Source organism: Streptomyces pseudoechinosporeus, from assembly GCF_054783935.1.
Map to the genome: position 1 here is coordinate 232,963 of NZ_BAAGPS010000009.1, position 23,701 is coordinate 256,663.

A 23,701-nucleotide genomic window follows, 5' to 3' on the forward strand; every position below is an offset into this window, starting at 1 on the left:
TAGCCGGCCCCCGAGCCCTGATCTGCCGCCCATGTCGCACGCCGGCACGCTTGAGGACCCAGGTCAGTGTGAAGTCGCCGCGTCCTGCCTTTGGACCACCGCACATCGAGCTGTGCGGGCCGGACTTGAACCGGCATTTCGACGTCCGGGGCCTGGGCCCGGTCGATCCGGCGATCGGCGGCGAATGCTGAGTCTGGAGCAATAGTCTGAGATTGATCGCGGTTCCCGATCCGGGACCACGCAGTCACGACAAGGCTCAGCTTCAGCTTTGCGCTCCTCGCGCACCCCGGCCGGTGGCTGATGGCCGGGGAGTTTCTGAGGCTACCCGAACAGGTAGCCGAACACGGCGTCACCGACCCGCTGGTCGACGACATCGACGCCGTTCGCCTCTTCCCGGGCGAACTTGACGGCCTGCTGCAACTTCTCGACCCGGTCGAGCAGTTCGTTCACGCGCCGGGCGGGAAGGGCACCCGAGAACTTGACGGTAGTCCAGTACCCGACCGGTATGTCCTCGTAGTACACCTCGACCTGCGCCGGATGCTTCTCGGTGGCTTCGGCCTTCACATGGTTCCGAGGCACCTTCTTCGTACGAAGCGTCCGGACCGGCTCGGTCTTCCAGGCGTCGGTGGACGGGTCCTGCACCCACGACTCGGAGGCGTCGAGCACCGGCAACTTCCGCACAAAGGTGTTGAGATCGGTGAGCTGCTTCTCCAGAAACAGCAGATAGGACACCGGCACATCGGCGACGAGCACCCGCCCGTCGACGGTGATGTCCGCCCTGGCCGAGGTGTTGGCCCAGTCCTTGGTGGCGGTCACATCGAACAGCCGCGTAAGGACCGCCGCGGTGTCCCGCAACACGTCCTCGGCCTTCACCTGCACCCGAGTCGACTCGGGCGGCAACTGCTCACCCTCCTCGTCCTTCGGCTGATACGTACGCGAGATACCGGCCAGCAGGGCGGGCTTCTGCAGCCCATGGTGAGCGGCTGTCAGGTCCTGGTGGGACTTGGCCTTGACGCCCTTCTCGACTGCGATGATCTGATTGAGTTTCGCCACGTCGGAGACGGTATCAGTAACAACTGGGCATTTACGAAGGGGTATTCGAAGACGTTCCTTCGCCACCGCGGTGACGCGAGCTGACCGGGCGAACTCAGGCGGGGGCGTTGTCAGTGGCCTGGTGCATGATCGGCCGCGTCGGTTCTTCTACAGGGATGGGGTGCTATGCCGATCACAAACGAGCAGGTAGCGGGGTACACGTTTCTGAAGCAGCTGTACGCGGACACGTACTTCCCCGATCACGTCCTCGACAAGGGCAAGGCGATCCTGCTGCGACTGTGCGAGCGGATCGAGGCCGAGCAGCCGTCGGATCTGACGGCCCTGTATGCCTTCACCCACGCCGCGACGGAGGAGTTCAACCTGCTGGAGTCGGAGTTCGAGGCAGCCGGCAGTGAGATCGAGACGGTAGCGCGGGAGGGGATCGCCGAGGACTTCGGGTTCGTCGCGTCGGCCTACGGCTTCACAGACGCGGACATAGAAGAACTGATCGCCACCCGGGACTGGTGAGCCACGACCGGGCTCGAACCGTGCGCATCGCGGGCCCGGCCCATGACCCCCGGCGCGCACAGCGTGAACACCCAAGGCAAATATGCCCTTGAGGCGCTCAAACGAGCGACGCGTGAACACAGCGGGGCGGGGTGCTCAGGCTGTGGGACACAGCACCCCTGGGGACACCACCCGCTCGGCCAGTGCCCGATGTCCGCGCGCCCACCCCACGCCGCGCACTGTCCTCAGGTCATTCCGGTCTTGGGTGTTTACCGCGATCACTCAAGACCGTACGTATCGTCAGGATGGGGGTCCAAGTAGTGAGGGTGGGGCGCACGTTGGCACACTGACGGCGCACAGGCCGATGGAATTCTGCCGAACTCCCGTGACCCCAGGCCCTGTTAGACGCCCCAAAGGCGCCAGGAACCGGCTCGGCTCCCCATGCCAGAAGATCGCCAGCGCATCGCGGGCCCGTGTCGCCGCGACGAAGAGGATGGAGCGCGCCCGTTGCAGCTCGCGGCGGTGGCGGAGCGGGTCCGTGCGTTGCCAGGGGATGTCGTGCCAGGCCTTGACCTGGTCAGCGATGGCGTCGAGGGTCTCGTCCCACGGGAGCCCGAAGCCCGGGCGGGCCGAGCGCGTGGCTTCCGCTGTAGGAGGTCAGCGGCCGGCGGGCCGGAAGTAGTGCCCCAGTGCCCAACGGCCTGTCGCCGATCTTCTTGCGTCCTTCCCGGACCGCGAGGACATATCCCCAGGCCACCCACCGGTCCAGTACGTAGACGGCGGTGACGGCCAACGCCAGCAGCAGGGCCGCCCGTTCGCCCTGCCTCAGTGCCTGACGGAGCAACGGCGCATGAGCACCCGCCAGTTGACAGACCCCGACGACGCTGATGTTGCGGTCACATCAGTGCAAATCCGGTGCAGGTCTCCATCGCAGTACGACGTCAACGGGTAGCAACGGCCAGGCTGACCACGTACTGCTCATCGACTATCCCATCGGGGAAGACTTCCGTGAGGAGGTCCCGCTCCTCAGCCAGGAACGACTTGGTGGCGTTGTCGCCAAGGACTAGGAAGTCGGAGTAGCTGGAGAGGTTCGCGAGGTGTGTATCGAGCGGGACGCTCCTGGTCCATGACACCTGTCGGTGGACGAAGCTGAGTTCGGGCGGCAGCCGGCGGAATCGGGCCATGGGGTCGGGTTCGCTGTCCTCAGCGCTGAAGAGGCGGCGCAGGCGGGCATCCTGGTCGGCTATCCAGGGGACAGTGCTGTCTGAGTCGTTCCACCAGAGGGCGAGTGCGCCGCCGGGGCGAAGTACTCGGAGAGCTTCTGGGACGGACTTGCGTGGATCGGTCCAGTGCCAGGCTTGGGCATAGGTGAGGATGTCGATGGACTGGGAGGCAAGCGGGAGGTTGTTGCCGTCACCGAGCACGAGAGGGACGTCGGGCAGTCTGAGGCGGAACTGGGAACCCATTCCAAGGCCGGGTTCGACCGCGACGACATACGCACCACGGGCGCGGAGGAGGGCGGTCGCCAGTCCTGTACCGGCTCCGATATCCGCGACGCGGGCGTCCTTTAAGGGGTGGGCGGCGAGTTCCTCGACCGCATCGAGCAGGGCGGGCGGATACGAAGGACGGTTTGCTGCATAGCTGGCGGCAGCCTTGTCGAAGGAACGAGCCTGCGAAGTGATCGTCATGCGACCATCCTCTGTGGCCCCAAGGCGCCGGGGACAGTGCTTTCATGCCATTTGCCCCGGCGTCTGGCGTCAAATCAGTAGCGGGGGAAGATCAGGCCGAACTCAGTAGTCCGCTGCATCCATCCCGGCCCCCATGACCAAGCGCCGACGCGGTACAGCGACCGTAGGGAAGGCGCGGCAGCGATGCCTCAGAAAGACTGGGACTGCCCCAGTTTCACTGAGACAGGACACGGGGGGGCAGCCGCTGTGGCCGTGAGGGGGAGGGAGGCTGTTGCGCGGAATGGTGACACTCGGGGGCTAAGTGTCACCATTCCGCGCAACAGCCTTCCCCTCTCCCGCAGCTCACCACGGAGCGGCAGGCTCCACGCTTGCGGTGCCGTTGTCGCAGTCCTTGCAGCCTTGCGCGAGCCGCATCATCTCGCCGCGTCGGCGGGGTCGCATGTGCCGGACGAGGCACTTGGGGCGGAGTGGGCAGGCTCAGAAACATAGATCCCAATGGGCACCGAGTCAGATCTCCGGCGCGAGCACCGTCAGCCGCAGCAGCGCGGCGATGGCCAGTGCCGTGGGGATGGCGTACCACCACTTGCGTAGCCACTTGGCCTTGATGAACAGCCACGTCAGCAGGGCCATGACGCCGGAGAAGACCAGGCCGGCGCCGGCTGCGATGCTGGAGTTGGTCACGGCTTGGCTGTCCCAGGGGCCGTCTGGCTCGACCATGTAGGCGGTGAGGACGACGTAGCTCGTCACCAGGGTTCCCGGAGCGAGGACGGCGGCGCACACGGCAGCACCGGGCCAGTTGGCGGGCCTCACCGCTTCAGGCTGACGATGACGACCTTGTACGCGGGATCGCTGCTCGCCGATGCCACGGAGCCGACTCCGAGGATCTTGTCGGTGCCCGGGACCGCCGTGATGGCGTTCAGCCGGAACCATGCCTTTCCCTTGATGCCGTAGCTGCTCGGTGGCTCTGGATCCGCGATTCGTTCGCAACTGCCGTCCGCGGTGAGGTACTTGCGGGCGCTGAGGACCTCCCCGCGCTCGCCGTCGCGGACCGCGTGGCCGCGGTCGGCGCATGATCCCTCGGCGTTCGGCAGCTTGGTCCAGCGGGTGCCGTTCCAGCGCAGGTGGATGTTCTCCGCCGGTGGGTCGGGCTCGTCGTCCTCGCTGACGGAGGTGAGCTCGCCGTAGGCATGTACGTCGCCGTCCAGCGCGACGACCTCGGTGAGGAGCGCCGTCTGCTCGGGGGCCGGGACCGTGTAGTGGTACTCCGGCGTCGGTACGAGCTTCCAGGCACGGCCGTCCCAGTGCACGGCGGCGGGCTGGCCGCCCGGCAGCCCCGGGCCCGCGTCCCCCTTCCCGTAGCGGCTGCCGACCGCCCACAGGTCGTCGGACGCGGCGCCGTCGAGTGCGGTGACGGTGGTGGGCAGGTCCATGGCCGTCCAGCGGGTGCCGTCCCAGTGGTACGCCACGGTCGCGCCGTCGAGGACCCAGATGTCGTCCGGGGCGAGGGCCTTGATGTCGGCGGCGCGGGGGTCGCCGGGGAGCTTGGGCAGCGCCGTCCAGCGGGTGCCGTCCCAGTGGGCCATCCGCAGCGAGTTGAGGTCCAGGCCCGCCGTCAGCAGGAGTCCGCCGGAGTCCACGGCGTCGAAGCGCGCGTCGTAGACGCTGGTGCCGAACGACGCCGGCATGGGGCGGCGCTGCCAGTCGGTGCCGTCGTAGTGCAGGAGGAAGCCGTCGTCGGCCGACTCGTCTCCTGGTCTGCCGATGTCGGGGGTGGACTGGCCCGCCGCCCAGATGTCGTCGGTGGCGGTCGCCATCACGCCGGACAGCACGGTCGTGCCGTTGTCCCTCTTGTCGAATGCCTTGTCATAGTTCCAGGTCATGTCGGAGTCGCTGGTGGCACGCAGGACCACCACGGAGACGAACAGAAGCAGGACCACAGCGATCGCCACGTTGATCTTGACCGCGCGCGTGTTCACGTACGGGTCACCCACCTCGTACTCACCCCCAGTCCCCGGCCCAGGGCCGCAGAGCATACGTTCTGGCTCCTGTCCGTAGCCACCCGAACCGTGCCATCGCCGGATGGGCATCCCGGCGCGACGAGACATGACCTTGTGCATGTACGTCCAGATCAGTCGAGCAGCCGCGTCGATGTGTGCGATCGTCTCCGCTGCCGGACGTGGAAGGCGGTCCCGGCGCTTGCCGCCGTGCCCGCGCCCCGGACCGTCTTGGCTCAGCCCAGCGTGTCCATCAGGGCGGTGACATAGGCATCCAGCCGCTCCTCCACGACTCGCGTCGTCAGGTCTGTCCTCCCTGCCTCCCGCCATGGCTGTGACACCGACTGCACTTCTTCTGACGACGCCAGCCCGTCCCGTACCAGCCAGTACAGCCGCTCGCTCGCGGCCGCGGCCAGCACCCCGCCGGCCTCCTCATACGCCTCAGGGAACCGCAGACCCCACGCCGGGCCGTGCAGCAGCGCGAGATTGACGGAGCAGTGCGCCACATCGAGATCCGCCGGGCCCCAGGAGGTCGCTGCCCAGTCGACGACGCCGGTGATCCGGGCACCTGCCGGCCTTGGGGGCGGCACGTCGAACAGCACATTGCCGGGCTGGAAGTCCCGGTGCAGGAATCGCCCTTCATAGGGCGGCACGGGCTTGCGGATCACGTCGATCGCCGCGGCCCACGCCGCCGCGTCGGCGCCCTTCGGAACCACGACGGTGTCGGCGGTCGTCAACGTCACATACTTCCGGGGCCGCTCGGCAGGTCGCAATGCGTGGATCGCCACGAGTTGACGGGCCAACAGAGGGACGCGCGTCTCCAATCCCTCATCGTCGAGGACCGTCCGACCCGCCAGATGTGTCATCAGGAGCGATGGATACTCGCAATGCGCGGCGGTCGGATCAACCGCGACCAGTCCAGGAGCCGGCATGCCGGTCCCCGTGAGCAGGGTCAGGGCGTCGGCCTCCCGGTTCAGCCAGTCCTCGGCGTGCTCCACGTAGAACGGGTTGACGAAGGTCCGCAGCACCAGGTCGCGGGTGTCTCCGTCCCGCGTGCCGACGGTCAGCCGCCGCATTTCGGCAGTGATGCCGCCGTGCAGCGCCTCGGTTCTGACGATCCGTTCGCCGACCTCCAGGTGCCGACTCACCCAAGCCAGGGTCAACGGTCGGACAGCCGCCGCCTCATCGTGGTTGGTCACCGTGCCACCCCATCATCCGGACGACGACACGCGCAAAAACTTTTGTTGGAGCAGATCCGTGCACGACCGATGAGATCGGCGCCGCGGTCCGGTCGTACCGAACGACGACCCCGGCGCGAAGGGAAGCGACCATGAAACTGACGACCGTCACGAACGTCTCCGTCGATGGAGTGACGCAGGGACATCGACGGATCGAGGCAGGGACCCGGCGCGAAGCCGGCGCGCCGGACGAGGACGGCAGCGGCGGATTCGAGCGCTTCGGATGGGCCCCGCCGCTGCTCGACGACGACGCCTCGGCGTTCATCAGCCTGGCCTTCCAGCGCGCCGACGCGTTCCTGTTCGGCCGGCGGACCTACGAGATCTTCGCCGGCTCCTGGGGAGCGGGCATGGATCCGGGAAACCCCGTCGGAGAGGCGTTGAACACGCGGCCCAAGTACGTCGCCTCGACCACGCTGACCGACCCGCAGTGGGCGGACACGACCGTCCTGTCCGGTGACGTCGCGGGCGCCGTCGGCGAGCTGAGAGCCGAGCCGGGCGGTGAGCTGCAGGTGTGGGGCAGTGGCACCCTGATCCGCTGGCTGCTCGACCAGCGGCTGGTCGACCACCGGCTGGTCGACGAGATCGTACTGCTCACCTATCCCGTGGTCGTCGGCCAGGGCACGCGGCTCTTCCCCGCCACCGGCCCGGACATAGGACTCGAGCTGGTCGATTTGCGGTCCACCCCGAAGGGGCTGACGATCCAGACCTACCGCACCACCGGTCGCCCGCAGTACGAGACGGCCACGACCTGAAGCAGGTGACACAGGTCTGCTGGAGACGAGGAGCACTCGGCGTCTTCCGGATCATCGCCTTCCGGATCACCGCGGCCTCCGACCTCGCCGTCGCGCTCAACCACCCCCGCACCGACCCGTAGGCCGGCGGCGCGCTGATCCTGCGCCGGGTGCCACCAGCGCACTACACCGTCACACCGCGGCTGGACCAGCCGTCCGGACGGAGGGGTGGGTGGCCAAGTGGTCGAGGAAGGCGGAGCCGTTCGACTTTCGTACGGGTCACACCTCGCGAACAGTTCAATGATTGACGTCCTCAGGAGCGGCTACTGAGAAACTGCCCGACTGAAGAGCGTCTCGGCCTCCGCGACCGCTCGGACGAGGGCCGTCGGGTCTGAGGTCAAGTTCCCCACCAGCACGTCGACTTCACGCAACCCGGCCCGCTCCAGCAACCGCTTCTCGTTGGTTACCCACTCCCCTCGCGCCGCCAGCACCGCATGCGCCGTCTGCGTCGCCGCCACGGCCATCGCGCCCGCAACCTGGGTGAGGGCGCCCTTCGGGGCGTGGCCGGCCTTCGCGTACGCGAGGGTGGCGATGGCCATGCCGTGCCAGCGCTCGGGAGCGATCTTGCGCAGTGCCTGCGGATAGACGGAAGGGCGCGGCAGTTCACCCCGCAGCACCTTGTTGATTGCGAGCTCGGCGACGAGGAGGTAGGTCGGGATTCCTGCGAGGTGGAACATCAGGGGCTCCACCCGGAAGCGGCCTTCCTCCGCTTCCGCCCACTCATGCTCCACCACGTCCAGATCCCGGTAATGGACGTCCACGCGCCGCCCCTCGATCGTCAGCCACGCGCCGCCGTTGAAGACTCCGCCGCCCCAGCCGCCGACTTCGGAGACCTCGCCCGGCCAGCCGAGAGCGCGGAGATCGGCGGGGGCGAAGTCGCCGCGGTAGTAGAGGGCAAGGTCCCAGTCGCTGTCGGGGGTGTGGGTGCCCTGGGCCCGGGAGCCGCCGAGGGCCACCGCCTGGACGGTGGGGAGGGCGGCCAGACGGTCGGCGACTGGGTCGAGGAAGGCGGAGTCGTCGTTCACGGCGGTCACTCTACGAGCGAGGGGGCAAGGGCCGCGAAGGGGTTACGGGCGGCGGCGCGGGGGCTCGCCGATCGTGCCCGCCTGGATCACCGTGCCGTGATGTACGCCGCCGTTGATGGTGTTGTGGATGTTGTGGACAGTGCTGTGCTGCGATGCGGCCGACTGCGGGGCCAACTCGTCGAGCAGGGCGCGGAGTTCGGCAACCGCCTCCGGGTTGTCCCGCAACGTACGCCTGAGTCGGCTGCGCCACGACGCCTGTACATCGGCGGCGGCCTCCTCGTCCTCGGCGGCCCATGCGGCGGCCAGTTCCGCCCGCGACTCCTCCAACTCCCCCTCGATGACCTCTTCTTCGCTCCCCCGCGAGAAGAAGGCGACGACGCGGTCCCGGACGTTCACCCAGCCATCGGTCACCATCTGCTGCACGAGCGCCGTCGCTCCGGCCGCCGCCAGTGCCGTCAACTCCGCGTCCATGGAGCCCCCTTCGTCGCCGTACGCACAGCGCGTACTACCCGGCTTCCGGAGGCTCCACGGTAATCCCTCGGACTGACAGCCCATACTGAACGGGCCCTTACTGAACAGCCCTTCCTCAGCCGGCAGCCGCCTCCCGCAGCGCCGCCAGCTCCCCGTACATCACCTCACCCGGGCACTCCGTCGCCATCCAGTCGCGGTGGCCGCTGATTTCCGGTACGTCCCTGGTGGTGCCGTTGATCGGGTTGGTGTACGTGACCTGGGCCTTGGGGTCGACTCCGTGGAAGCGGACCAGGACACGGGTCAGGCGGGTGAGTGCCTCGCGGGCGGCTTCGGTCGGGCCCTGGGTCGTCAGGGTGCCGAGGAGGGCGATGCCGAGGTTGCCCGAGTTGAAGCCGGCCGCGTGGAAGGCGGTGACGAGGTTGCCGTCGCCGTCGTGGGCGGGTATGCCGTCGTCGCCCGAGAAACGGCCCTCGTAGATGGTGCCCTTCTCGTCGATGAGGAAGTGGTAGCCGATGTCGCCCCAGTCGTTGGTGACCGCGTGGAGCTCGTAGATCGCACGCACCGTGGCGGCCGGGTCGGGGTCGGCGTTGACGGTGGCGGTGTGGTGGACCGTGAGGGTCTGGAACGGGTAGTACGCGGTCGGCGTGTTCTCCGAGCCGTCCGGCTTGAAGCGCAGCGACTCGTCCGCGCCCCAGGCTGCGCGCGTCAGATAGGCGACGCCGCGCACCCGGGTCGTGTCCTGCGGAACGGCCACCTTGCGCGCCGGGCCCTGCTTGGTGTCGATGGCCAGGGACCGCAGTTCGGTGGCGCCGTCCGGGGCCTTCAGCTCGTAACCGGACGCCTGGCCTGCGGAGACGAGCAGGACACCGCCGTTGCTGTCCGAACAGCCGCTGGCGCTCAGGTCTTTCCAGGCGCCCTGGCTGCCGTCGGCGTCGGTCAGCCGGATGCCGCCGCCGGTGGCTGCGCGCGTGCCTGCCCAGGTCAGGCCCACATAGGCGATGGGAAAGGCGGCCTCGACGGGTGCTTCGCCGGTGGCCGCCTTGGTGCGGGTCTTGGGGAAGTTCTCCGGTGTCGTACCGGGTTCGGCGGCCGTGGTGTCGGCGTTGGTGGAATCCGCGTCGGTGGAGTCCGAGTTGGTGGTCGCCATCACGGCGGGGGTGATCACGGCGCCTGCCGCGACCGCGCCGGCGGCGCCGATCAGCCCACGCCGGGTGACGCGGGATTTGGGGCGATGAGAAGTGGGGGGAACAGTCATCGGGGGGATCCTTACGGGTTCCGTGGTCGTTCCTGACGGCTGCAAGGCATACGGGCCCCGCGCGCCAGCCGTACTTGAAGACGCAACGGATCATACGGTTCCGGGGAAATGTTCCGGCCACCACCCCCGGGCTTTCGGCCAGAGTTGGCCTGACCTGCGAATCCCATGGCGCCCAACCATCCTGCCGCGTAAGCCCAGTTGGCGCCACGACGATTGACACGTACACGCAACACCCGGGAAAACAGCGCTTCCTACGGTCAGCGGCGAATGCCCATCGGCCACTCGCCCCACCGGCGAACCCGCCGTCCCGCGAACCCGCTAGGAGCCGTGCCCGTGAAGATCCCCCGCCGTACCGCCGCCCTGCTCTGTTCGTTCGTCGTCGCCGCGGGGGCCACGCTCTCCAGTGCGAGTGCGCAGCCGAAGGAGAAGAAGGATCTGCCCGAGGTCGCGGTCATCGGTACCGGTGGGACGATTTCCGGGGTCAGTACGAACCGGGTCTCGTTCCAGGACTACAGGTCGGGGCAGCTCGCGATCTCCAAGATGGTGGACGAGTTGCGGCCGGAGGTGGACGGTCTCGCGGACGTCAGCACCGAGCAGTTCGGCAACAAGGGGTCGGGTGGGTACTCCATCGCGGAGTACCGCAAGCTCACCGCCTCCGTCGATGCCGCACTGAAGAAGAACGACGCCGTCGTGGTCACCACCGGTACGGACACGATGGAGGAGTTCGCGTACTGGCTCGACCTGACCGTACGCAGCGACAAGCCGGTCGTGCTCACCGGATCCATGCGGCCGTGGACCGTCATCGGCACGGACGCGCCCGCCAACCTCTACAACGCGATCAAGCTGGCCGCGAGCAGCAAGACGAAGTGCTACGGGACCGTCCTGATGCTCAACGACCAGGTCCAGGCGGCGCGAGAGGTCCGCAAGACCAACGCGCTGCGCATGGACACGTTCGAGAGCGGCCCGTCCGGGGAGCTGGGCGTCATCGACCAGGACAACATCCGGCTCAACCGGGCGCCGGCCCGCGTTCAGAAGTGCGGGAAGGCGAGTTGGCGTACGCCGTTCGACCTGGACCGGATCGTCGGCAAGGGGAGCGAGGGCAAGGCGCTGCCGAAGGTGGAGATCGCGTACTCGTATCAGGACGCGGGCGGTGAGGCGATCGAGGCCTTCGCGGACGCGGGAGCCGAGGGCATCGTCACGGCGGGCACCGGGGCCGGTGGGATATCGCCCGCGATGTCGACCGCGCGGACGGAGGCCGTGAAGAAGGGGGTGACGTTCGCGTCGACGACCCGCACCGGGTCGGGGGCGGTGTACGGCTCGGCCGACTCCACCGGAGTCATCGGCGCGGAGGATCTGACGCCGCAGAAGGCCCGCCTCCTGCTGCTCCTCTCGCTCGCCGCGACGCAGGACGAGAAGCAGATCCGGGAGTGGTTCGGGACGCTGGGGACGGCTCAGTTCACGACGAAGTGAGGGTCGCGAAAGAGGCAGCGTTTTCCGTGAGCCCGCTCATGGTAGGAGTCGGTTGCGCGCAACACACCTGAGTGCGCGCATCAGTCCGCGCAACACACCTGCGGGGGGAGTGACATGGCACGGAGCGAGACCGACGGCCGGTTAGGGGAGGAATTCTTCACCCCCGGGAACTCGTCCTTCACCGAGTTCCTGGCAGCTCACCGTCCGAACCTGTTGAGCACAAACCGACTCCTCCCCGAGGGCGTTCAGGCCGCACCCGGCCAAGTTCCGCACGGCACCACGGTGCTGGCTCTCACCTACCGCGACGGCGTGATGATCGCCGGCGACCGGAGGGCCACGATGGGGAACCTCATCGCGCAGCGCGACCTGGAGAAGGTGCACCCCACGGACGACTACACCGCGGTGGCCTTCGCGGGCACCGTGGGGCTCGCGGTGGACATGGTGAAGCTCTATCAGGTCGAGTTGACGCACTTCGAGAAGATCGAGGGCATCCCCATGACCCTCAACGCGAAGGCGACCCGGCTGGCAGGCATGATCCGACAGAACCTCGGCCAGGCCATGCAGGGCCTCGCCGTGGTTCCCCTGCTCGTCGGCTACGACGTCAAGGCCCCGGACGGCGAGGCCGGATGCATCTTCAGTTTCGACGTCACCGGCGGCCCTTACGAGAAGACGGACTTCCACGCCGAGGGCTCGGGCTCCCCCTACGCCCGGGGCGCGCTGAAGAAGCTGTACCGGGAGGGCATGTCCCGGCGCGAGGCAGCCCTGGCCGCGCTCCATGCGCTCTACGACGCGGCAGACGACGACTCGGCCACCGGCGGCCCGGACATCAGCCGCCGGATCTTCCCCATCGTCTCGGTCATCACCGAGGAAGGCTTCGAGCGACTGCCCGAGCCAGAGACGGAGGAACTGAGCCGCGAGATGGTCGAACAACGCCGAACCCAGCCGGACGGCCCGACCGCCGCCACTCTGTGAGGGCGACCGAATATTCGGATGCGTATCCGCCCGCCAGGCCCGCATGATCGGCAGGTTCACCCTGCCGATCGCCGGGAGGCCCCCATGCTCAAACGCGTCACCGTCCCCACCCTCTTCCCGCCCCCGACCTACTCCCACGCCTCCGTGGTCGAAGCGGGCACGCGCCTCGCCTTCCTCGCCGGATCCGTCCCCCTCGACGCCGGCGGAAAGCTCGTCGGCGAAGACGACCCGGTACGGCAGGCCGAGCAGGTCCTCGCCAATCTGCACGAGCAACTGCGCGCGATCGGCAGCGACTTGGCTCACGTCGCGTACACCGACGTGTACGTCGTGACGAGCGACCCCGCCGTGCTCTCGCAGGTCTGGGACGTCGTCGAGGCCTCCGGTCTCAGCACCGGCCCGCACTCGTCGACCCTCCTCGGCGTCACCTGCCTCGGCTACCCGGGTCAGCTCGTGGAGATCACGGCGACGGCCGTCGTGCCCGAGCCCGGCGTCACCCCCTAACGAACCTCCTTCGGCCCCCAACTCCGCCTCTTCGGCAACGGCTTCGCGTAGCTCCCGGCCCGGCTCGTCGTCAGCCCCAGGCTCACCAGCGACTCGGCCAGCTTCACGGCCGCGGCCACTCCGTCGACGACCGGCAGCCCCAGCTTGTCGCCGACCACCCGCTGGAGTCCCGTCATCCCGGCGCAGCCGAGCACCAGTACTTCGGCGCCGGCGTCGCGGGCCCGTTCGGCGGCGGTCACGAAGGCCTCCTCCGTGCGCAGCGAGTCGCCGAGGTCGAGGACGCCGAGGCCTGTGCCCACGACAGCGGCGCAGTGCTGGGCGACCCCGGCCGCGTACAGGCTGTCCTCGATCTGCCCGCGCGAGCGCTCCAGCGTGGTGACGACGCCGTACCGTCGCCCGAGCAGGCAGGCGAGATGGGCCGCGGCCTCGGTGATGTCGACGACGGGTACGTCCACGAGTTCCCGTACGCCCTCGCGCCCGTGCTCCCCGAACCCCGCCATGACGACGGCGTCATACGGTTCGTCGTAGGTCCGCAGGGTGTCGAGGACGGCCGCCGCCGAGAGGTAGCTGTCGAGCCAGCCCTCGACGGATTCGGGCCCCCACGCGGGGGTCAGACCGGTCACGGTGGTGCCCGGGCCTGCGGCGGCCCGGGCACCTCGTACGATCTCCTCGGTCATCTCCTGCGTCGTATTGCAGTTGGTGACGACGATCCGCACGTTCAGCCCTCCACTGCGGCGGGCTCGGCGGGAGCGGCTTCGCCGGCGGCGCGCTCCGGGCGGCAGAGCAGGGCGTACAGCCCGGCGGCCATCGCCGTGCCGATGAACCACGAGTACGGGGCCACGTTGCTGAAGTCCTTCACCAGCGCGAGCACCGCCGACACCGCCGCCGCGGGCAGGAACGCCCACAGAGCCTTGGGGTTGACGCCCTTGCGGTAGTAGTAACGGGACCCGGGTGTGGCGTTGAAGAGCGCGTCGACGTCGATACGGCCGCGCTTGATCCAGAAGTAGTCGAGCATGATCACACCGAACAGCGGGCCCAGGAAGGCGCCGAGGCCGCCGAGGAAGTAGTTGACGACCGTGGGGTTGGAGAAGAGGTTCCACGGTGTCACCAGCAGCGCGGCCACCGTGCTGATCATGCCGCCGACCTTGAAGGTGATCTTCTGCGGCCAGACGTTCGCCAGGTCGTACGCCGGTGAGACGAAGTTGGCGACGATGTTGACGCCCATGGTGGCGATGGCGAAGGTCAGCGCGCCCAGCACCAGTACCCAGGTGTTGCCGATCTCGGCGACGAGGTAGGCCGGTTCGGTGTGGGCCTTGCCGAAGACCTCGATCGAGCCCGCCGTGACGATGACCGAGACGACCACGAACGCCGTCGAGTTGATGGGCAGGCCCCAGAAGTTGCCGCGCTTGACGGTCTTGTAGTCCGGCGAGAAGCGCGAGAAGTCGCAGAAGTTGAGCATCAGCGTGCCGTACGTGGCGAGGATGAGCCCGATCGCGCCGAACCACTGCCGCCACTGTTCGCCCACCGAGACCGGGTTGGGGGTTGAGGTGAGCGAGATGGTCCAGCCGGCCTTGGCCAGGATCCACACGGCGAGCGCGATCATCACGATCCAGATCGCGGGACCGCAGAAGTCCTGGAACTTACGCACCGACTCCATACCCTGGCTGATGATCGCCGCCTGGATGAGCCACAGGGCGATGAAGGTGCACCAGCCGAGCTGGTGCAGGCCCAGGAAGGAGTTCTGCGTCCAGGACTCCAGGCCCGGCCAGGCGGCCAGCAACATGATGTTGACGGCGACGGAGGCAAGGTACGTCTGGATTCCGTACCACATGATCGCGATGACGGCCCTGATCAGGGCAGGGATGTTGGCGCCCCAGACACCGAAGCTGATGCGGCTGACAACCGGGAAAGGCACGCCGTGGCGCTGCCCGATCTTCCCCATCCAGTTCATGCCGATGTAGATGATGACGAAGCCGACGAGCAGGGACGTGAAGACCTGCCACACGTTCATACCGAGGACCAGCAGGCCCGCCGCGAACGTGTAGTTGCCGAGGTTGTGGACGTCGGACATCCACATGGCGAAGAGGTCGAAGACCTTCCAGTTGCGCTTCTTCGCGGGCGCGAGGTCTTCGTTGGTCAACCGGGGATCGGGGACGAACTCGGTGGTGCTCTGGGCTGCGGCCGGATCGGCGAGGGACACGGGACCTCCAAGGGGGAGGGACGAAGGGCGGGGACCACAGGGGGCGGGGAGTAGGGAGTGGGGGGACGAGCGTGAGCGGAGGGGTGGTCGCTCGCGTTCGTGAGCGGAGGGTGGTCGCTCGCATTTTTGGTATACCAAACTTGCGTTATGGTCCCGCCGTCAATGGCACTCGGCAATGTCCGTACGGTTACAGCTCGGTAAAACAGCCCCCGGTTCGGCGAAGATGGAGCCATGACAACGGTGGAACCGCTGGGGGCGGTGCGTGAGCGAGTCCTCGCCACGCTGCGGCAGGAGATCATCACCGGGCGGCTGCGGCCCGGCGACCGGCTGGTCGAGCGCGAGCTGGCCGACCGCTTCGGGGTCTCCCGCGTCCCGGTCCGCGAGGCGATCCGCGCCCTGGTCGCCGAGGGCTTCGTCCACTTCGAGACCCCGCGCCGCACCGTCGTACGCCCGCTGACCCCGACGGACGTCAAGGAACTCTTCGAGCTCCGCGAGGCCCTGGAGGTGTACGCCACCGGGCTCGCAGCCCAGCGCGCGACCCGGGCCGACCTCGCCGAACTGGAGGAACTGCTCGACCGCGCGGCCACCGCGACCCAGGCCGAGGACGCGGAGGCGATCCCCGAGATCAACACCCGCTTCCACGACCGCATCCTGGCGATGGCCGACAACGGCCTGCTCATCTCGGTCATGGAACCGGTCGCCGGCCGCGTACGCTGGCTCACCCACCAGAACGAGGAATGGCCCCAACTCCTCGTGGAACACCGCGAGTTGTACGCCGCCATCGCCTCCGGCGACCCGGAACGCGCCCGCGCCCACGCCCTTGCGCACGTCCAGGCCAACTACCGCTCGACGGTGCGGCAGCTCTTCGGCGACGCCGAGACCAGCCCCGACGGATCCGGCCCGAACGGCTCCGGCTCCGACGGCTCCGGGACCAACAAGTGAACGGACTCGACGCTAGCGAACCGCCGCGTACTTGTCCGTAGCTGCGATCAACGCGTCCACGACGTCCGCCGCCCCCGCGTTGTGCCCCACGTCGTCGATCATGACCAACTCACTCCCGGGCCAGGCCTGCTGGAGACGCCAGACGGTGCCGAGAAGGTTGCCGAAGTCGAGGCTGCCCTGGACGAGGGTGCCGGGGATGTCCTTGAGGAGGGGCGCGTCGCGGAGGACCACTCCCTCTTCGTTGCCCTCACCGAGGAAGTGGTCGTTACCCCAGTAGTGCGTGACCGTGCGGGCGAAGCCCATGCGGAACACAGGATCCTCGTAGCGGGGGATCGAACGCGGCGGGGCGGGAGCCATGGCCGTCTCCCAGTCGGTCCAGGCCCGTGCCGCCCGCGCCCGCACCTCGGGGTCAGGTGACTCGATCAGCCGGTTGTACGCCGCCGCCAGATTCCCCTCGCGCTCCTCCTCGGGCAGCTCCGCGAGGAACCGCTCGAAGGCTTCGGGGAAGAACTGTCCGAGCCCTCTGGTCATCAGGGCCACTTCCCGGTTGGCCGCGGTCGCGACGGCTGTCAGCACCAGCTCGGAGACGGCGCCGGGGTGCGTCTGCGCGTACCGCAGCCCGAGCACCGACCCCCACGACACACCCCACACCAGCCACCGCTCGATCCCCAGGTGCCGCCGCAACCGCTCCAGGTCGGCGATGATGTGCGCCGTCGTGTTGACGCTCATGTCGGTGTCGTACGCGCTCGCATGCGGCGTGGACCGTCCACAGCCGCGCTGGTCGAGGACGACGATGCGGTACGCGGCCGGGTCGAAGTACCGCCGGAAGAAGGGGCTGCTCCCGGAACCGGGCCCGCCGTGCAGCACCACCGCGGGCTTGCCGCGCGGATTGCCGCACACCTCCCAGTAGACGCGGTTGCCGTCGCCGACGTCGAGCATGCCGTGGTCGTACGGTTCGATCTCCGGATAAAGGGGCATCGGACGACCCTAACCCGCGTAAGGGAGGGTCGGTAGGCCTGCTGCCGCCGCGGCCGTACGCAGCACGTTCCGCAACATTTCGGGGGTGAGGCGCCCGGTAAAGGTGTTGCGCTGGCTGACGTGAAAGCAGCCGAAGAGCTCGAGGGGCCTCTCCGGGCCGCCCAGCATGACCTGCGTCCCGTGGGCGAACACCGGTCGAGGCCGGGGCACGCTCCAGCCCGCCTCGGCGAACGCGGGCAGCGCGGCCTGCCACCCGAAAGCCCCGAGCACGACGACCGCCCGGAGGGTGGGCTTGAGCAGCTTCAGCTCGCTCACCAGCCAGGGCCGGCAGGTGTCGCGCTCCTCGGGGGTCGGTTTGTTGGCGGGCGGCGCGCAGTGCACGGGTGAGGTGACACGTACGCCGTACAGGGCCAGCCCGTCGTCCACGCTCACGGACGTGGGCTGCGAGGCCAGCCCCACCTCGTGCAACGCCGCGTACAGCACATCTCCGGAACGGTCCCCGGTGAACATCCGCCCGGTCCGGTTCCCGCCGTGCGCCGCGGGCGCGAGCCCGATGACCAGCAGCGACGCGTCCGGCGGTCCGAACCCCGGCACCGGGCGGCCCCAGTACGTCCAGTCCGCGAAAGCGGCGCGTTTCGTACGGGCCACCTCCTCGCGCCAGTCGACCAGCCGCGGGCAGGCCCGGCAGCCGGCGACCCGCGCGTCCAGCTCAGCCAGGTTGTTGTCCATGCCCACAACGGTATGCCCGGGATGCGGGTGTGAAGCGGGGCGCAAAAGGGCTCCGACTACCCGCTTCCCGAGGGCTAAGGTCGAAGTATGGCTTCAGGGACTCAGAGGAACGGCGTGGGTGGCGCCGACGGCGCGGGCGAGCGCGCGGCCGGCTCGGCCGAGGCGGTGGCTGCCGCGAAGGCCGCCGCCCCCGCGAGCGGTGAGACCGTCCGCGTCGACAGCTGGATCTGGTCCGTACGTCTCGTCAAGACCCGCTCGATGGGCGCCACCGCCTGTCGCGGCGGCCACGTCCGCGTGAACGGCGAACGCGTCAAGCCCGCACACGCGCTCCGCGTCGGCGACGAGGTCCGCCTGCGCCACGGCAGCCGCGAACGAGTCGTCGTCGTCAAGCGCCTGATCCGCAAGCGGGTCGGAGCCCCGGTCGCCGCCGAGTGCTACATCGACAACAGCCCGCCGCCACCGCCCCGCGAGGCCGTCGCCCCCGCAGGCATCCGCGACCGAGGCACCGGCCGCCCCACCAAACGCGACCGCCGCGAACTGGAACGACTGCGGGGCTTGGCCGGGCCTGGTCCTGGACCGGGTCCCGGCCCCGGAGCCGCCCCACGTTGATCGCGGCGGTCCGGCACTGGCACCCGGGGTTGTTGGCGAATTCCGGAGGAAGTGCGGGCCACCGGCCGCCGCGCCGCAGAGCGGGCACGCTAACCGGACTTGCCCAAGTCCGGTGCGGCACCACGTCCCCTAAGGGGCGCGGGGCTGTGACATTGTGCGGCTCCTCCCCCACTCTCGGCTTCTCCCCCACTCTCGGCTTCGCTCGAGCGGGGGGACCCCCATGAGCGGGGAACCCCTACGAGCGGGGAACCCCATCGTGGGCGCGACCAGCCACAACGAACCCGCAGCTTCAAACCGCACCCCCAGCGGAGCGCCCCGCACAAACGACGGCGTCCGGCGCGGTCCCCTCCGCCTCGCCGGACGCCGCCTGCCAGTGGCTCACGACCGTCGTCGTATGAGCCGCAGCAGCTCGGCGTTGTGACTCCGGCGTGCGTAGGCGATCAGGGCGAGCGGGACTATCAGGATGAGCGGAGTCGCGGCGTACTGCCCGTCGAAGACGGCGAGTTGCGTGATGAACGCCCCCACCATCAGCGCGCTCAGCGAAACCGCCGCCACCGACGACAGCAACGGGATCAACAGCGCGACGCCGCCGAGGAGTTCGAGCACGCCGACGCTGTACATACCCGCGCTGCCCCAGCCGATCTTGTCGAAGGACTCGACGGCCGACTCGTGCGCGATCAGCTTGGGCAGCGCGCTCGCGAAGCCGAAGAAGAGGGCGAGCACAACCTGCAGACCACGCAGGGCGATACGGGCACGGTGGCCACGAGCGGTCGCGGATTCGGCGACGACGGTGCCGGACGTTACGGAAGCTACGGAAGCGGCGGTCTCGGACATAAGGCTCTCCTGTGTGAAGCGGTTCGCGTTGCTGTCACAGAGGTAGACCGACCCGCCTTCCGAAACTCATCGCTCGGCACAGGGAGTTCTCCGCCGAACCACGAAACTCGTCGCCCGCCGAACCAAGCTCACGCCCCCACCGGAACCGCCCGCACCCACACCCCGTCCTCCGTCAGATACCGCTCGACCTTCAGCCCCGCCTCTGCCAGCGCCCCCTCGAACTCCTCCTTCGTGAGCGGTCGAGCGAGGAACGTCTGGGTCCATATCGCGTCCGGGAAGACATACTCCGCGCGCACCGAGTTCACCCCGTCCCCGACCGGCTCCGCGGACAGCATCCGTACCGTGAACCCGCTCGGATCCTCACTCCCCCAGCCTTCGGCCGGGGGGACCCCCATCTCGCTTCGCTCGCGCGGCAGATTCGTGTGGTAGTCCTCCCCCTCGCGCTGAATCAACACGCACCCGTCGTCCGCGACATGGCTCCGGCAAACGTCCAGCATCCCGCGCCGCACCTCGACGTCGCCCGTGTGCACCAGGAACGACGCGAGCATCACCACGTCGAACTTCTCCCCGAGGGAGAGCGTCTCGATGGGACTGCATATCGTGCGCGCCCTACGCACCCGCTCCAGCATCTCCGCCGACTCGTCCACCGCCGTGACCGTGAACCCCCGCTGCAGAAGCGGATGCGTCACCCGCCCCACCCCGCAGCCCAGTTCGAGGATGTTCGCCCCCGCGGGCACGGCCGCGGTGATGATGTCCGGCTCGCCCCAGACAGGCAGCCGCGCATACAGCTCCACCGCGCAGCCGTCCGGCGTAATCGCTCCGGGCCCGGTCCCCTCGTACCCCTCACGCATCTCGATCGTCATACCCGTCAAACGGCCCGTGCCCGCCGCCCCGTTCCCCCTCCCCGCCGCTTCACCCGTTCGAGTTACAGCGCGAACCAGCCATGCCCGCCGTACCAGTGACCGCCCGCCCGCAGATGATCGCCGACCGCCCGCTCCACACTGGTACGCCGCGGCAGCCCCTCCACCGGCAGTTCCGGATCACCGAAGACGAAGCCCACCGCGCTCTTGTCGTCCGCTTTCGTCTCTTCGTACACGAGCTGAAACCGCTCCTGGAAGCGGACGATGTTGGAGTCCGCCGGCAGATACCGCTTCAACTGCGGGTCGAGCAGCCAGGAATGGCAGACAGCCACCCCGTACCGCTCGTCCGGGTAGTGGCGGGCGAGGAACTCCCGTGCCAGGTCCAGCGATTGGTCGCACGCGTGCGGTGACAGGGGCCCGCGGAAGTCGGCGATGTGCAGGCTCAGGCAGAGGTCGCCGGGGCCGGTGTCGAGGCCCGCGGCCGCGGCCGCCTGTCCCGTGCGCCCACCGAGCCGCGTGCGCTGGAACTGCAGCCGCCCCAGCTGGTACAGCTCCCCGTGGAAGTGCAGGGCGAGCCACCACGGCGCCAGGAGACCGCAGGTGCCGAGCCGCCGCCGGTGCACGGCCATGTGCCGCCCCAGATCGGCGAGGCTGCGCCGGGACACGGCCTCCGGAATGCCTCGGTCCCGGTGGTACGCGCGTACGTACGGCAGTGCGGCGACGAACACGAACACGTGGAAGCTTCGGCCGAGCGGCCCCGTGGACTCCGGGAAGGCCGGAGGTTCCCACCCTTTGCCGATCTCCCCCATATCACGCACGAACCGGCCGACGCACCGTCGCAGCAGCGCCATCGCCTCCGGATCCGCCGCCAACCTCTCCCGCTGCGCGACGAGTCCATTGACACACTCGTGCGGCACGGACAGATCGAGGAGTACGTCCGGCAGTGCGACCGCATCCGGAAGAACGGCCTCCACGCGCGGGACGGCCTCGCTCTCCAGATCCCTCAGCCATTCCGCGAGTCCCTCATCGGCCCGCAGCGCCTCCAGCAGCACAGCCGCTCCCCCCGTTCGTCCGCCTCTTGGTGAACGTGCACCACGAAGAGTACGTTTCCGAGTAGGAGCAGTGATCCGGATGCGTACGGGCAGTGAACCGACGACTGCGCGCAGTGCGCTGCGAGCGCGCATGTGGCTCAGCGTGTGGGGTCTGGTCTGGGCGATCGCGGGAACCGTGGCCTTCGCCCTCGCCGGGCGGCCCGGGTGGGCGATCGCCTGCGGGGTGCTGTGGCTGATCATCACCGTCGACCTGGCGATGATCTCCCGGCACATACGCCAGGGACCCCACTACCAGCCGGGACCCGACATCCCGCCCTACCAGCCGCCGGACCGACGCCGTTAGCTCCGGCCGCGAACCGGCTCTCAGTCTCAGTATTCGATCAGCGATCGAACCGGCACTCAGGAGTCGAAACGGGCGGCGGCCACATACTCCGGCTGCGGGTCCAGCGCCGCCGCGAGCCGGAAGTGGCGTATGGCCTGCTCGGGACGGCCCGAGCGCTCGTACGTACGCGCCAGCGCAAAGTGCGCGAACGCGTTGTCCGGCTCGCGCTCCAGCACGACCGTGAACTCCAGCTCGGCGGGCCGCAGTTGAGCTGCCGCGAAGAAGGCACGCGCGCGCAGCAGCCGCGCCGCCGTGTTCTCCGGGTGTGCGGCGATGACCTTGTCGAGCAGCTTCACCGCGCCCCGCGGATCACGCGCGGCCAGCAGCTGCTCGGCGGCGCGGAAGTCGATGACATGCGTCTCCGGAGTAGGTCCGGTGGAACCACTGATCTCGGGCACGCCTCACTCCTTCCCTCGCTTCCCCGCTTCAACGCCCCGGGCAGGGCCCGCTATTCCAAGGTCGTTTTCTGGTGTGCCCGCCGCACAAGATCCACCCATACCTCCCGTACACGCCGCTCCAGTTCCTCCAGCGGTACGTCGTTGTCGATGACGATGTCCGCTGTTTCCAGGCGCTTCTCACGGGTGGCCTGGGCGGCCATGCGGGCGCGAGCGTCCTCCTCGGTCATGCCGCGCAACCGTATGAGCCGGTCGAGCTGAGTCTCGGGGGCGGCGTCGACGACCACCACGACGTCGTACAGCGGTGCGAGGCCGTTCTCGGCGAGCAGCGGGACGTCGTGCACGATGACGGCGTCCTGGGAGGCGGCGGCTTCGAGCTCGCGGGAGCGGGCGCCCACGAGGGGGTGCACGATCGAGTTCAGCAGAGCGAGCTTCTCCGGGTCCGTGAAGACGAGCGCGCCCAGCTTCGGCCGGTTGAGGCTGCCGTCCGGGGTGAGTATGTCCTCTCCGAAGGCGTCGACGACCGCTGCGAGGCCGGGAGTTCCGGGTTCAACGACCTCCCGTGCAATCTTGTCGGCGTCGATCAGCACGGCGCCACACTCCACGAGCAGCCGCGACACCTCGCTCTTGCCGGCGCCGATCCCGCCGGTCAGGCCCACTGTCAGCATGCTCGAAAGCTTAGGACCTGCCTCTGACAACGCCATCGACAGGCCTCGTTGGCCCTCCGCCGCTGCGCTATGCGTCGCCTTCCCGCTCCGCCAGGAACCGCTCGAACTCGAGCCCGATCTCGTCCGCCGACGGGATGTCCATGGGCTCGGCGAGCATGTTGCCCCGTGTCTCGGCACCCGCGGCAGCGTCGTACTGATGCTCAAGGCCCTGGACGAGCGCGACGAGTTCCTCGTCGCCCTCCTGGATCTGCCGGTCGATCTCGGTCTGCGTGCGGTGCGCGTCGGTGCGTAGGGCGTGTGCGATACCGGGCAGGACCAGACCGGTCGCGGCGGTGATCGCCTCCAGAACGGTCAGCGCGGCGTCCGGGTACGGGGAACGGGCGATGTAGTGCGGCACGTGCGCGGCGACACCCAGGACGTCATGTCCGGCCGCCATGAGGCGGTACTCGACGAGCGACTCGGCGCTGCCGGGGACCTGGGCCTCCTCGAAGGGGCTGCTGTGGCCGGGCACCAGTTCGTTGCGGTTGCCGTGCGGGGTGAGGCCCACGGGACGGGTGTGCGGGACACCCATGGGGATGCCGTGGAAGTTCACGGCCAGGCGGACGCCGAGCCGCTCCACGATCTGCTGGACGGCCACGGCGAAGCGCTCCCACTCGACGTCCGGCTCCGGGCCGGAGAGGAGCAGGAAGGGGGCACCCGTCGCGTCCTGGACGAGCCGGACGTCGAGCGTGGGCTCTTCGTAGTCGGCCCAGCGGTCGCGCTTGAACGTCAGCAGCGGGCGACGGGCGCGGTAGTCCACGAGCCGGTCGTGGTCGAACCGGGCGACGACCTGGTGGGGCAGCGAGCCGAGGAGCCGGTCGACGATCTGGTCGCCGGTCTCGCCCGCGTCGATGTATCCGTCGAAGTGGTAGAGCATGACAAGGCCCGCCGACTCCTGGGCGAGCGCCATGTCGACGACGGCCAGGCCCTTCGGCTCCCATGCGTACAAACCCTGCGGATCAAGCACTGTGACCGCTCCTCCTCGTGTTCGTACTTCACAACGAGCCCTGGAACGCGGGCATTCCCGAAGCGCGCCCCTTCCTGACCCTCTTACCGGCTTCTCATGCGC

At 68.8% G+C, this 23,701-nt stretch carries 26 protein-coding genes and 1 pseudogene; 8 read left to right on the forward strand and 19 right to left on the reverse strand.

What is annotated here, in order from left to right; genetic code table 11:
- Window positions 1-321: 321 nt before the first annotated feature.
- On the reverse strand, window positions 322-1,053 hold the full coding sequence (locus ACYVO6_RS12645; RefSeq protein WP_461060440.1) for a DUF7873 family protein: 732 nt from the start codon (window positions 1,051-1,053) through the stop codon (window positions 322-324).
- A gap of 165 nt (window positions 1,054-1,218) precedes the next feature.
- On the opposite strand from ACYVO6_RS12645, the gene ACYVO6_RS12650 reads away from it, so the two are divergent.
- Complete coding sequence (locus ACYVO6_RS12650) at window positions 1,219-1,560, forward strand: DUF5713 family protein (RefSeq protein ID WP_461060442.1); 342 nt, start codon at window positions 1,219-1,221, stop codon at window positions 1,558-1,560.
- Window positions 1,561-1,950: 390 nt separating this feature from the next.
- Here ACYVO6_RS12650 and ACYVO6_RS12655 read toward each other — a convergent pair.
- The 5 genes and pseudogenes from ACYVO6_RS12655 to ACYVO6_RS12675 form a co-directional block, all read right to left on the reverse strand.
- A pseudogene (locus ACYVO6_RS12655) lies at window positions 1,951-2,079 on the reverse strand (3'-5' exonuclease); the annotation flags it as partial.
- A 401-nt stretch (window positions 2,080-2,480) separates the two neighbouring features.
- A complete protein-coding gene (locus ACYVO6_RS12660) occupies window positions 2,481-3,227 on the reverse strand; it encodes a class I SAM-dependent methyltransferase (protein WP_461060444.1) in 747 nt (248 codons plus the stop codon).
- A 507-nt stretch (window positions 3,228-3,734) separates the two neighbouring features.
- Window positions 3,735-4,037 (reverse strand): hypothetical protein, encoded by a 303-nt coding sequence (locus ACYVO6_RS12665; RefSeq protein ID WP_461060446.1) that lies wholly within the window; start codon window positions 4,035-4,037, stop codon window positions 3,735-3,737.
- The gene (locus ACYVO6_RS12670) at window positions 4,034-5,203 is read right to left on the reverse strand and encodes a hypothetical protein (RefSeq protein WP_461060448.1); all 1,170 of its coding nucleotides are present in this window, start codon (window positions 5,201-5,203) and stop codon (window positions 4,034-4,036) included. Before ACYVO6_RS12670 ends, ACYVO6_RS12665 begins: the two co-directional genes overlap by 4 nt.
- 254 nt (window positions 5,204-5,457) lie before the next feature.
- Window positions 5,458-6,420: a phosphotransferase family protein gene (locus ACYVO6_RS12675; RefSeq protein ID WP_461060450.1), complete on the reverse strand. Its 963-nt coding sequence runs from the start codon at window positions 6,418-6,420 to the stop codon at window positions 5,458-5,460.
- A 131-nt stretch (window positions 6,421-6,551) separates the two neighbouring features.
- Here ACYVO6_RS12675 and ACYVO6_RS12680 point away from each other — a divergent pair, with 131 nt between their 5' ends.
- Complete coding sequence (locus tag ACYVO6_RS12680) at window positions 6,552-7,211, forward strand: dihydrofolate reductase family protein (RefSeq protein WP_461060452.1); 660 nt, start codon at window positions 6,552-6,554, stop codon at window positions 7,209-7,211.
- A gap of 302 nt (window positions 7,212-7,513) precedes the next feature.
- On the opposite strand, the gene ACYVO6_RS12685 is transcribed toward ACYVO6_RS12680, so the two are convergent.
- The 3 genes from ACYVO6_RS12685 to ACYVO6_RS12695 all read right to left on the reverse strand — a co-directional run bounded on the left by ACYVO6_RS12685 (window position 7,514) and on the right by ACYVO6_RS12695 (window position 10,001).
- A complete protein-coding gene (locus ACYVO6_RS12685; RefSeq protein ID WP_461060454.1) occupies window positions 7,514-8,275 on the reverse strand; it encodes a nucleotidyltransferase domain-containing protein in 762 nt (253 codons plus the stop codon).
- A gap of 42 nt (window positions 8,276-8,317) precedes the next feature.
- A complete protein-coding gene (locus ACYVO6_RS12690; RefSeq protein ID WP_461060456.1) occupies window positions 8,318-8,746 on the reverse strand; it encodes a hypothetical protein in 429 nt (142 codons plus the stop codon).
- Window positions 8,747-8,861: 115 nt separating this feature from the next.
- A complete protein-coding gene (locus ACYVO6_RS12695) occupies window positions 8,862-10,001 on the reverse strand; it encodes a peptidoglycan recognition protein family protein (RefSeq protein ID WP_461060458.1) in 1,140 nt (379 codons plus the stop codon).
- Window positions 10,002-10,334: 333 nt separating this feature from the next.
- Here ACYVO6_RS12695 and ACYVO6_RS12700 point away from each other — a divergent pair, with 333 nt between their 5' ends.
- The 3 genes from ACYVO6_RS12700 to ACYVO6_RS12710 all read left to right on the forward strand — a co-directional run bounded on the left by ACYVO6_RS12700 (window position 10,335) and on the right by ACYVO6_RS12710 (window position 12,944).
- Window positions 10,335-11,471 carry an asparaginase gene (locus tag ACYVO6_RS12700; protein ID WP_461060461.1) on the forward strand — a complete coding sequence of 379 codons (1,137 nt, stop codon included), beginning with the start codon at window positions 10,335-10,337 and terminating at the stop codon, window positions 11,469-11,471.
- Between the two features lie 114 nt (window positions 11,472-11,585).
- The gene (prcB, locus tag ACYVO6_RS12705; RefSeq protein ID WP_461060463.1) at window positions 11,586-12,443 is read left to right on the forward strand and encodes a proteasome subunit beta; all 858 of its coding nucleotides are present in this window, start codon (window positions 11,586-11,588) and stop codon (window positions 12,441-12,443) included.
- Window positions 12,444-12,527: 84 nt separating this feature from the next.
- Window positions 12,528-12,944, forward strand: coding sequence for a RidA family protein (locus ACYVO6_RS12710; protein WP_461060465.1), 417 nt, complete (start codon window positions 12,528-12,530; stop codon window positions 12,942-12,944).
- Here ACYVO6_RS12710 and ACYVO6_RS12715 read toward each other — a convergent pair.
- Window positions 12,941-13,660, reverse strand: a complete 720-nt coding sequence (locus tag ACYVO6_RS12715) for an aspartate/glutamate racemase family protein (protein ID WP_461060467.1) — start codon at window positions 13,658-13,660, stop codon at window positions 12,941-12,943. The two genes, ACYVO6_RS12710 and ACYVO6_RS12715, sit on opposite strands and share 4 nt — an antisense overlap.
- Window positions 13,661-13,662: 2 nt before the next feature.
- A complete protein-coding gene (locus tag ACYVO6_RS12720; RefSeq protein WP_461060469.1) occupies window positions 13,663-15,144 on the reverse strand; it encodes an NCS1 family nucleobase:cation symporter-1 in 1,482 nt (493 codons plus the stop codon).
- 231 nt (window positions 15,145-15,375) lie between these two features.
- On the opposite strand from ACYVO6_RS12720, the gene ACYVO6_RS12725 reads away from it, so the two are divergent.
- Window positions 15,376-16,086, forward strand: coding sequence for a GntR family transcriptional regulator (locus tag ACYVO6_RS12725; protein WP_461060471.1), 711 nt, complete (start codon window positions 15,376-15,378; stop codon window positions 16,084-16,086).
- A gap of 12 nt (window positions 16,087-16,098) precedes the next feature.
- Here the strand turns inward: ACYVO6_RS12725 and pip are convergent, their stop codons facing one another.
- Together pip and ACYVO6_RS12735 are read right to left on the reverse strand one after the other, a co-directional pair.
- Window positions 16,099-17,064: a prolyl aminopeptidase gene (gene pip / locus ACYVO6_RS12730; protein ID WP_461060473.1), complete on the reverse strand. Its 966-nt coding sequence runs from the start codon at window positions 17,062-17,064 to the stop codon at window positions 16,099-16,101.
- A 9-nt stretch (window positions 17,065-17,073) separates the two neighbouring features.
- Entirely contained in the window at window positions 17,074-17,793 is a 720-nt protein-coding gene (locus tag ACYVO6_RS12735) for a uracil-DNA glycosylase (RefSeq protein ID WP_461060475.1), read from the reverse strand.
- Window positions 17,794-17,880: 87 nt separating this feature from the next.
- Between ACYVO6_RS12735 and ACYVO6_RS12740 the strand changes: the two genes are divergently transcribed.
- A complete protein-coding gene (locus ACYVO6_RS12740; RefSeq protein ID WP_461060476.1) occupies window positions 17,881-18,402 on the forward strand; it encodes an RNA-binding S4 domain-containing protein in 522 nt (173 codons plus the stop codon).
- Window positions 18,403-18,780: 378 nt separating this feature from the next.
- Here the strand turns inward: ACYVO6_RS12740 and ACYVO6_RS12745 are convergent, their stop codons facing one another.
- The 3 genes from ACYVO6_RS12745 to ACYVO6_RS12755 all read right to left on the reverse strand — a co-directional run bounded on the left by ACYVO6_RS12745 (window position 18,781) and on the right by ACYVO6_RS12755 (window position 21,148).
- Window positions 18,781-19,236 (reverse strand): DoxX family protein, encoded by a 456-nt coding sequence (locus ACYVO6_RS12745; RefSeq protein WP_461060478.1) that lies wholly within the window; start codon window positions 19,234-19,236, stop codon window positions 18,781-18,783.
- Window positions 19,237-19,364: 128 nt separating this feature from the next.
- Window positions 19,365-20,087 (reverse strand): class I SAM-dependent methyltransferase, encoded by a 723-nt coding sequence (locus ACYVO6_RS12750; protein ID WP_461061371.1) that lies wholly within the window; start codon window positions 20,085-20,087, stop codon window positions 19,365-19,367.
- Between the two features lie 74 nt (window positions 20,088-20,161).
- A complete protein-coding gene (locus ACYVO6_RS12755; RefSeq protein ID WP_461060480.1) occupies window positions 20,162-21,148 on the reverse strand; it encodes an acyltransferase domain-containing protein in 987 nt (328 codons plus the stop codon).
- Window positions 21,149-21,227: 79 nt separating this feature from the next.
- Here ACYVO6_RS12755 and ACYVO6_RS12760 point away from each other — a divergent pair, with 79 nt between their 5' ends.
- Window positions 21,228-21,491: a DUF6343 family protein gene (locus ACYVO6_RS12760; protein WP_461060482.1), complete on the forward strand. Its 264-nt coding sequence runs from the start codon at window positions 21,228-21,230 to the stop codon at window positions 21,489-21,491.
- Between the two features lie 56 nt (window positions 21,492-21,547).
- Here ACYVO6_RS12760 and ACYVO6_RS12765 read toward each other — a convergent pair whose 3' ends face one another.
- From ACYVO6_RS12765 to ACYVO6_RS12775, 3 genes are all read right to left on the reverse strand, one after another.
- Window positions 21,548-21,928 carry a tetratricopeptide repeat protein gene (locus tag ACYVO6_RS12765; protein WP_461060484.1) on the reverse strand — a complete coding sequence of 127 codons (381 nt, stop codon included), beginning with the start codon at window positions 21,926-21,928 and terminating at the stop codon, window positions 21,548-21,550.
- Window positions 21,929-21,978: 50 nt separating this feature from the next.
- Window positions 21,979-22,593, reverse strand: a complete 615-nt coding sequence (gene coaE / locus ACYVO6_RS12770; RefSeq protein ID WP_461060486.1) for a dephospho-CoA kinase — start codon at window positions 22,591-22,593, stop codon at window positions 21,979-21,981.
- Window positions 22,594-22,660: 67 nt separating this feature from the next.
- Window positions 22,661-23,599: a PAC2 family protein gene (locus tag ACYVO6_RS12775; RefSeq protein WP_461060488.1), complete on the reverse strand. Its 939-nt coding sequence runs from the start codon at window positions 23,597-23,599 to the stop codon at window positions 22,661-22,663.
- Window positions 23,600-23,701 lie beyond the last annotated feature (102 nt).

Excerpts from the sequence above, each read along its gene's own strand:
- ACYVO6_RS12660 (WP_461060444.1), bottom strand. The coding sequence starts at position 3,227 with ATGACGATCACTTCGCAGGCTCGTTCCTTCGACAAGGCTGCCGCCAGC.
- ACYVO6_RS12735 (WP_461060475.1), bottom strand. The coding sequence starts at position 17,793 with ATGGACAACAACCTGGCTGAGCTGGACGCGCGGGTCGCCGGCTGCCGG.
- coaE (WP_461060486.1), bottom strand. The coding sequence starts at position 22,593 with ATGCTGACAGTGGGCCTGACCGGCGGGATCGGCGCCGGCAAGAGCGAG.
- ACYVO6_RS12745 (WP_461060478.1), bottom strand. The coding sequence starts at position 19,236 with ATGTCCGAGACCGCCGCTTCCGTAGCTTCCGTAACGTCCGGCACCGTC.
- pip (WP_461060473.1), bottom strand. The coding sequence starts at position 17,064 with ATGCCCCTTTATCCGGAGATCGAACCGTACGACCACGGCATGCTCGAC.
- ACYVO6_RS12695 (WP_461060458.1), bottom strand. The coding sequence starts at position 10,001 with ATGACTGTTCCCCCCACTTCTCATCGCCCCAAATCCCGCGTCACCCGG.
- ACYVO6_RS12725 (WP_461060471.1), top strand. The coding sequence starts at position 15,376 with ATGACAACGGTGGAACCGCTGGGGGCGGTGCGTGAGCGAGTCCTCGCC.
- ACYVO6_RS12680 (WP_461060452.1), top strand. The coding sequence starts at position 6,552 with ATGAAACTGACGACCGTCACGAACGTCTCCGTCGATGGAGTGACGCAG.
- ACYVO6_RS12750 (WP_461061371.1), bottom strand. The coding sequence starts at position 20,087 with ATGCGTGAGGGGTACGAGGGGACCGGGCCCGGAGCGATTACGCCGGAC.
- prcB (WP_461060463.1), top strand. The coding sequence starts at position 11,586 with ATGGCACGGAGCGAGACCGACGGCCGGTTAGGGGAGGAATTCTTCACC.
- ACYVO6_RS12710 (WP_461060465.1), top strand. The coding sequence starts at position 12,528 with ATGCTCAAACGCGTCACCGTCCCCACCCTCTTCCCGCCCCCGACCTAC.
- ACYVO6_RS12650 (WP_461060442.1), top strand. The coding sequence starts at position 1,219 with ATGCCGATCACAAACGAGCAGGTAGCGGGGTACACGTTTCTGAAGCAG.
- ACYVO6_RS12760 (WP_461060482.1), top strand. The coding sequence starts at position 21,228 with ATGCGTACGGGCAGTGAACCGACGACTGCGCGCAGTGCGCTGCGAGCG.
- ACYVO6_RS12690 (WP_461060456.1), bottom strand. The coding sequence starts at position 8,746 with ATGGACGCGGAGTTGACGGCACTGGCGGCGGCCGGAGCGACGGCGCTC.
- ACYVO6_RS12740 (WP_461060476.1), top strand. The coding sequence starts at position 17,881 with ATGGCTTCAGGGACTCAGAGGAACGGCGTGGGTGGCGCCGACGGCGCG.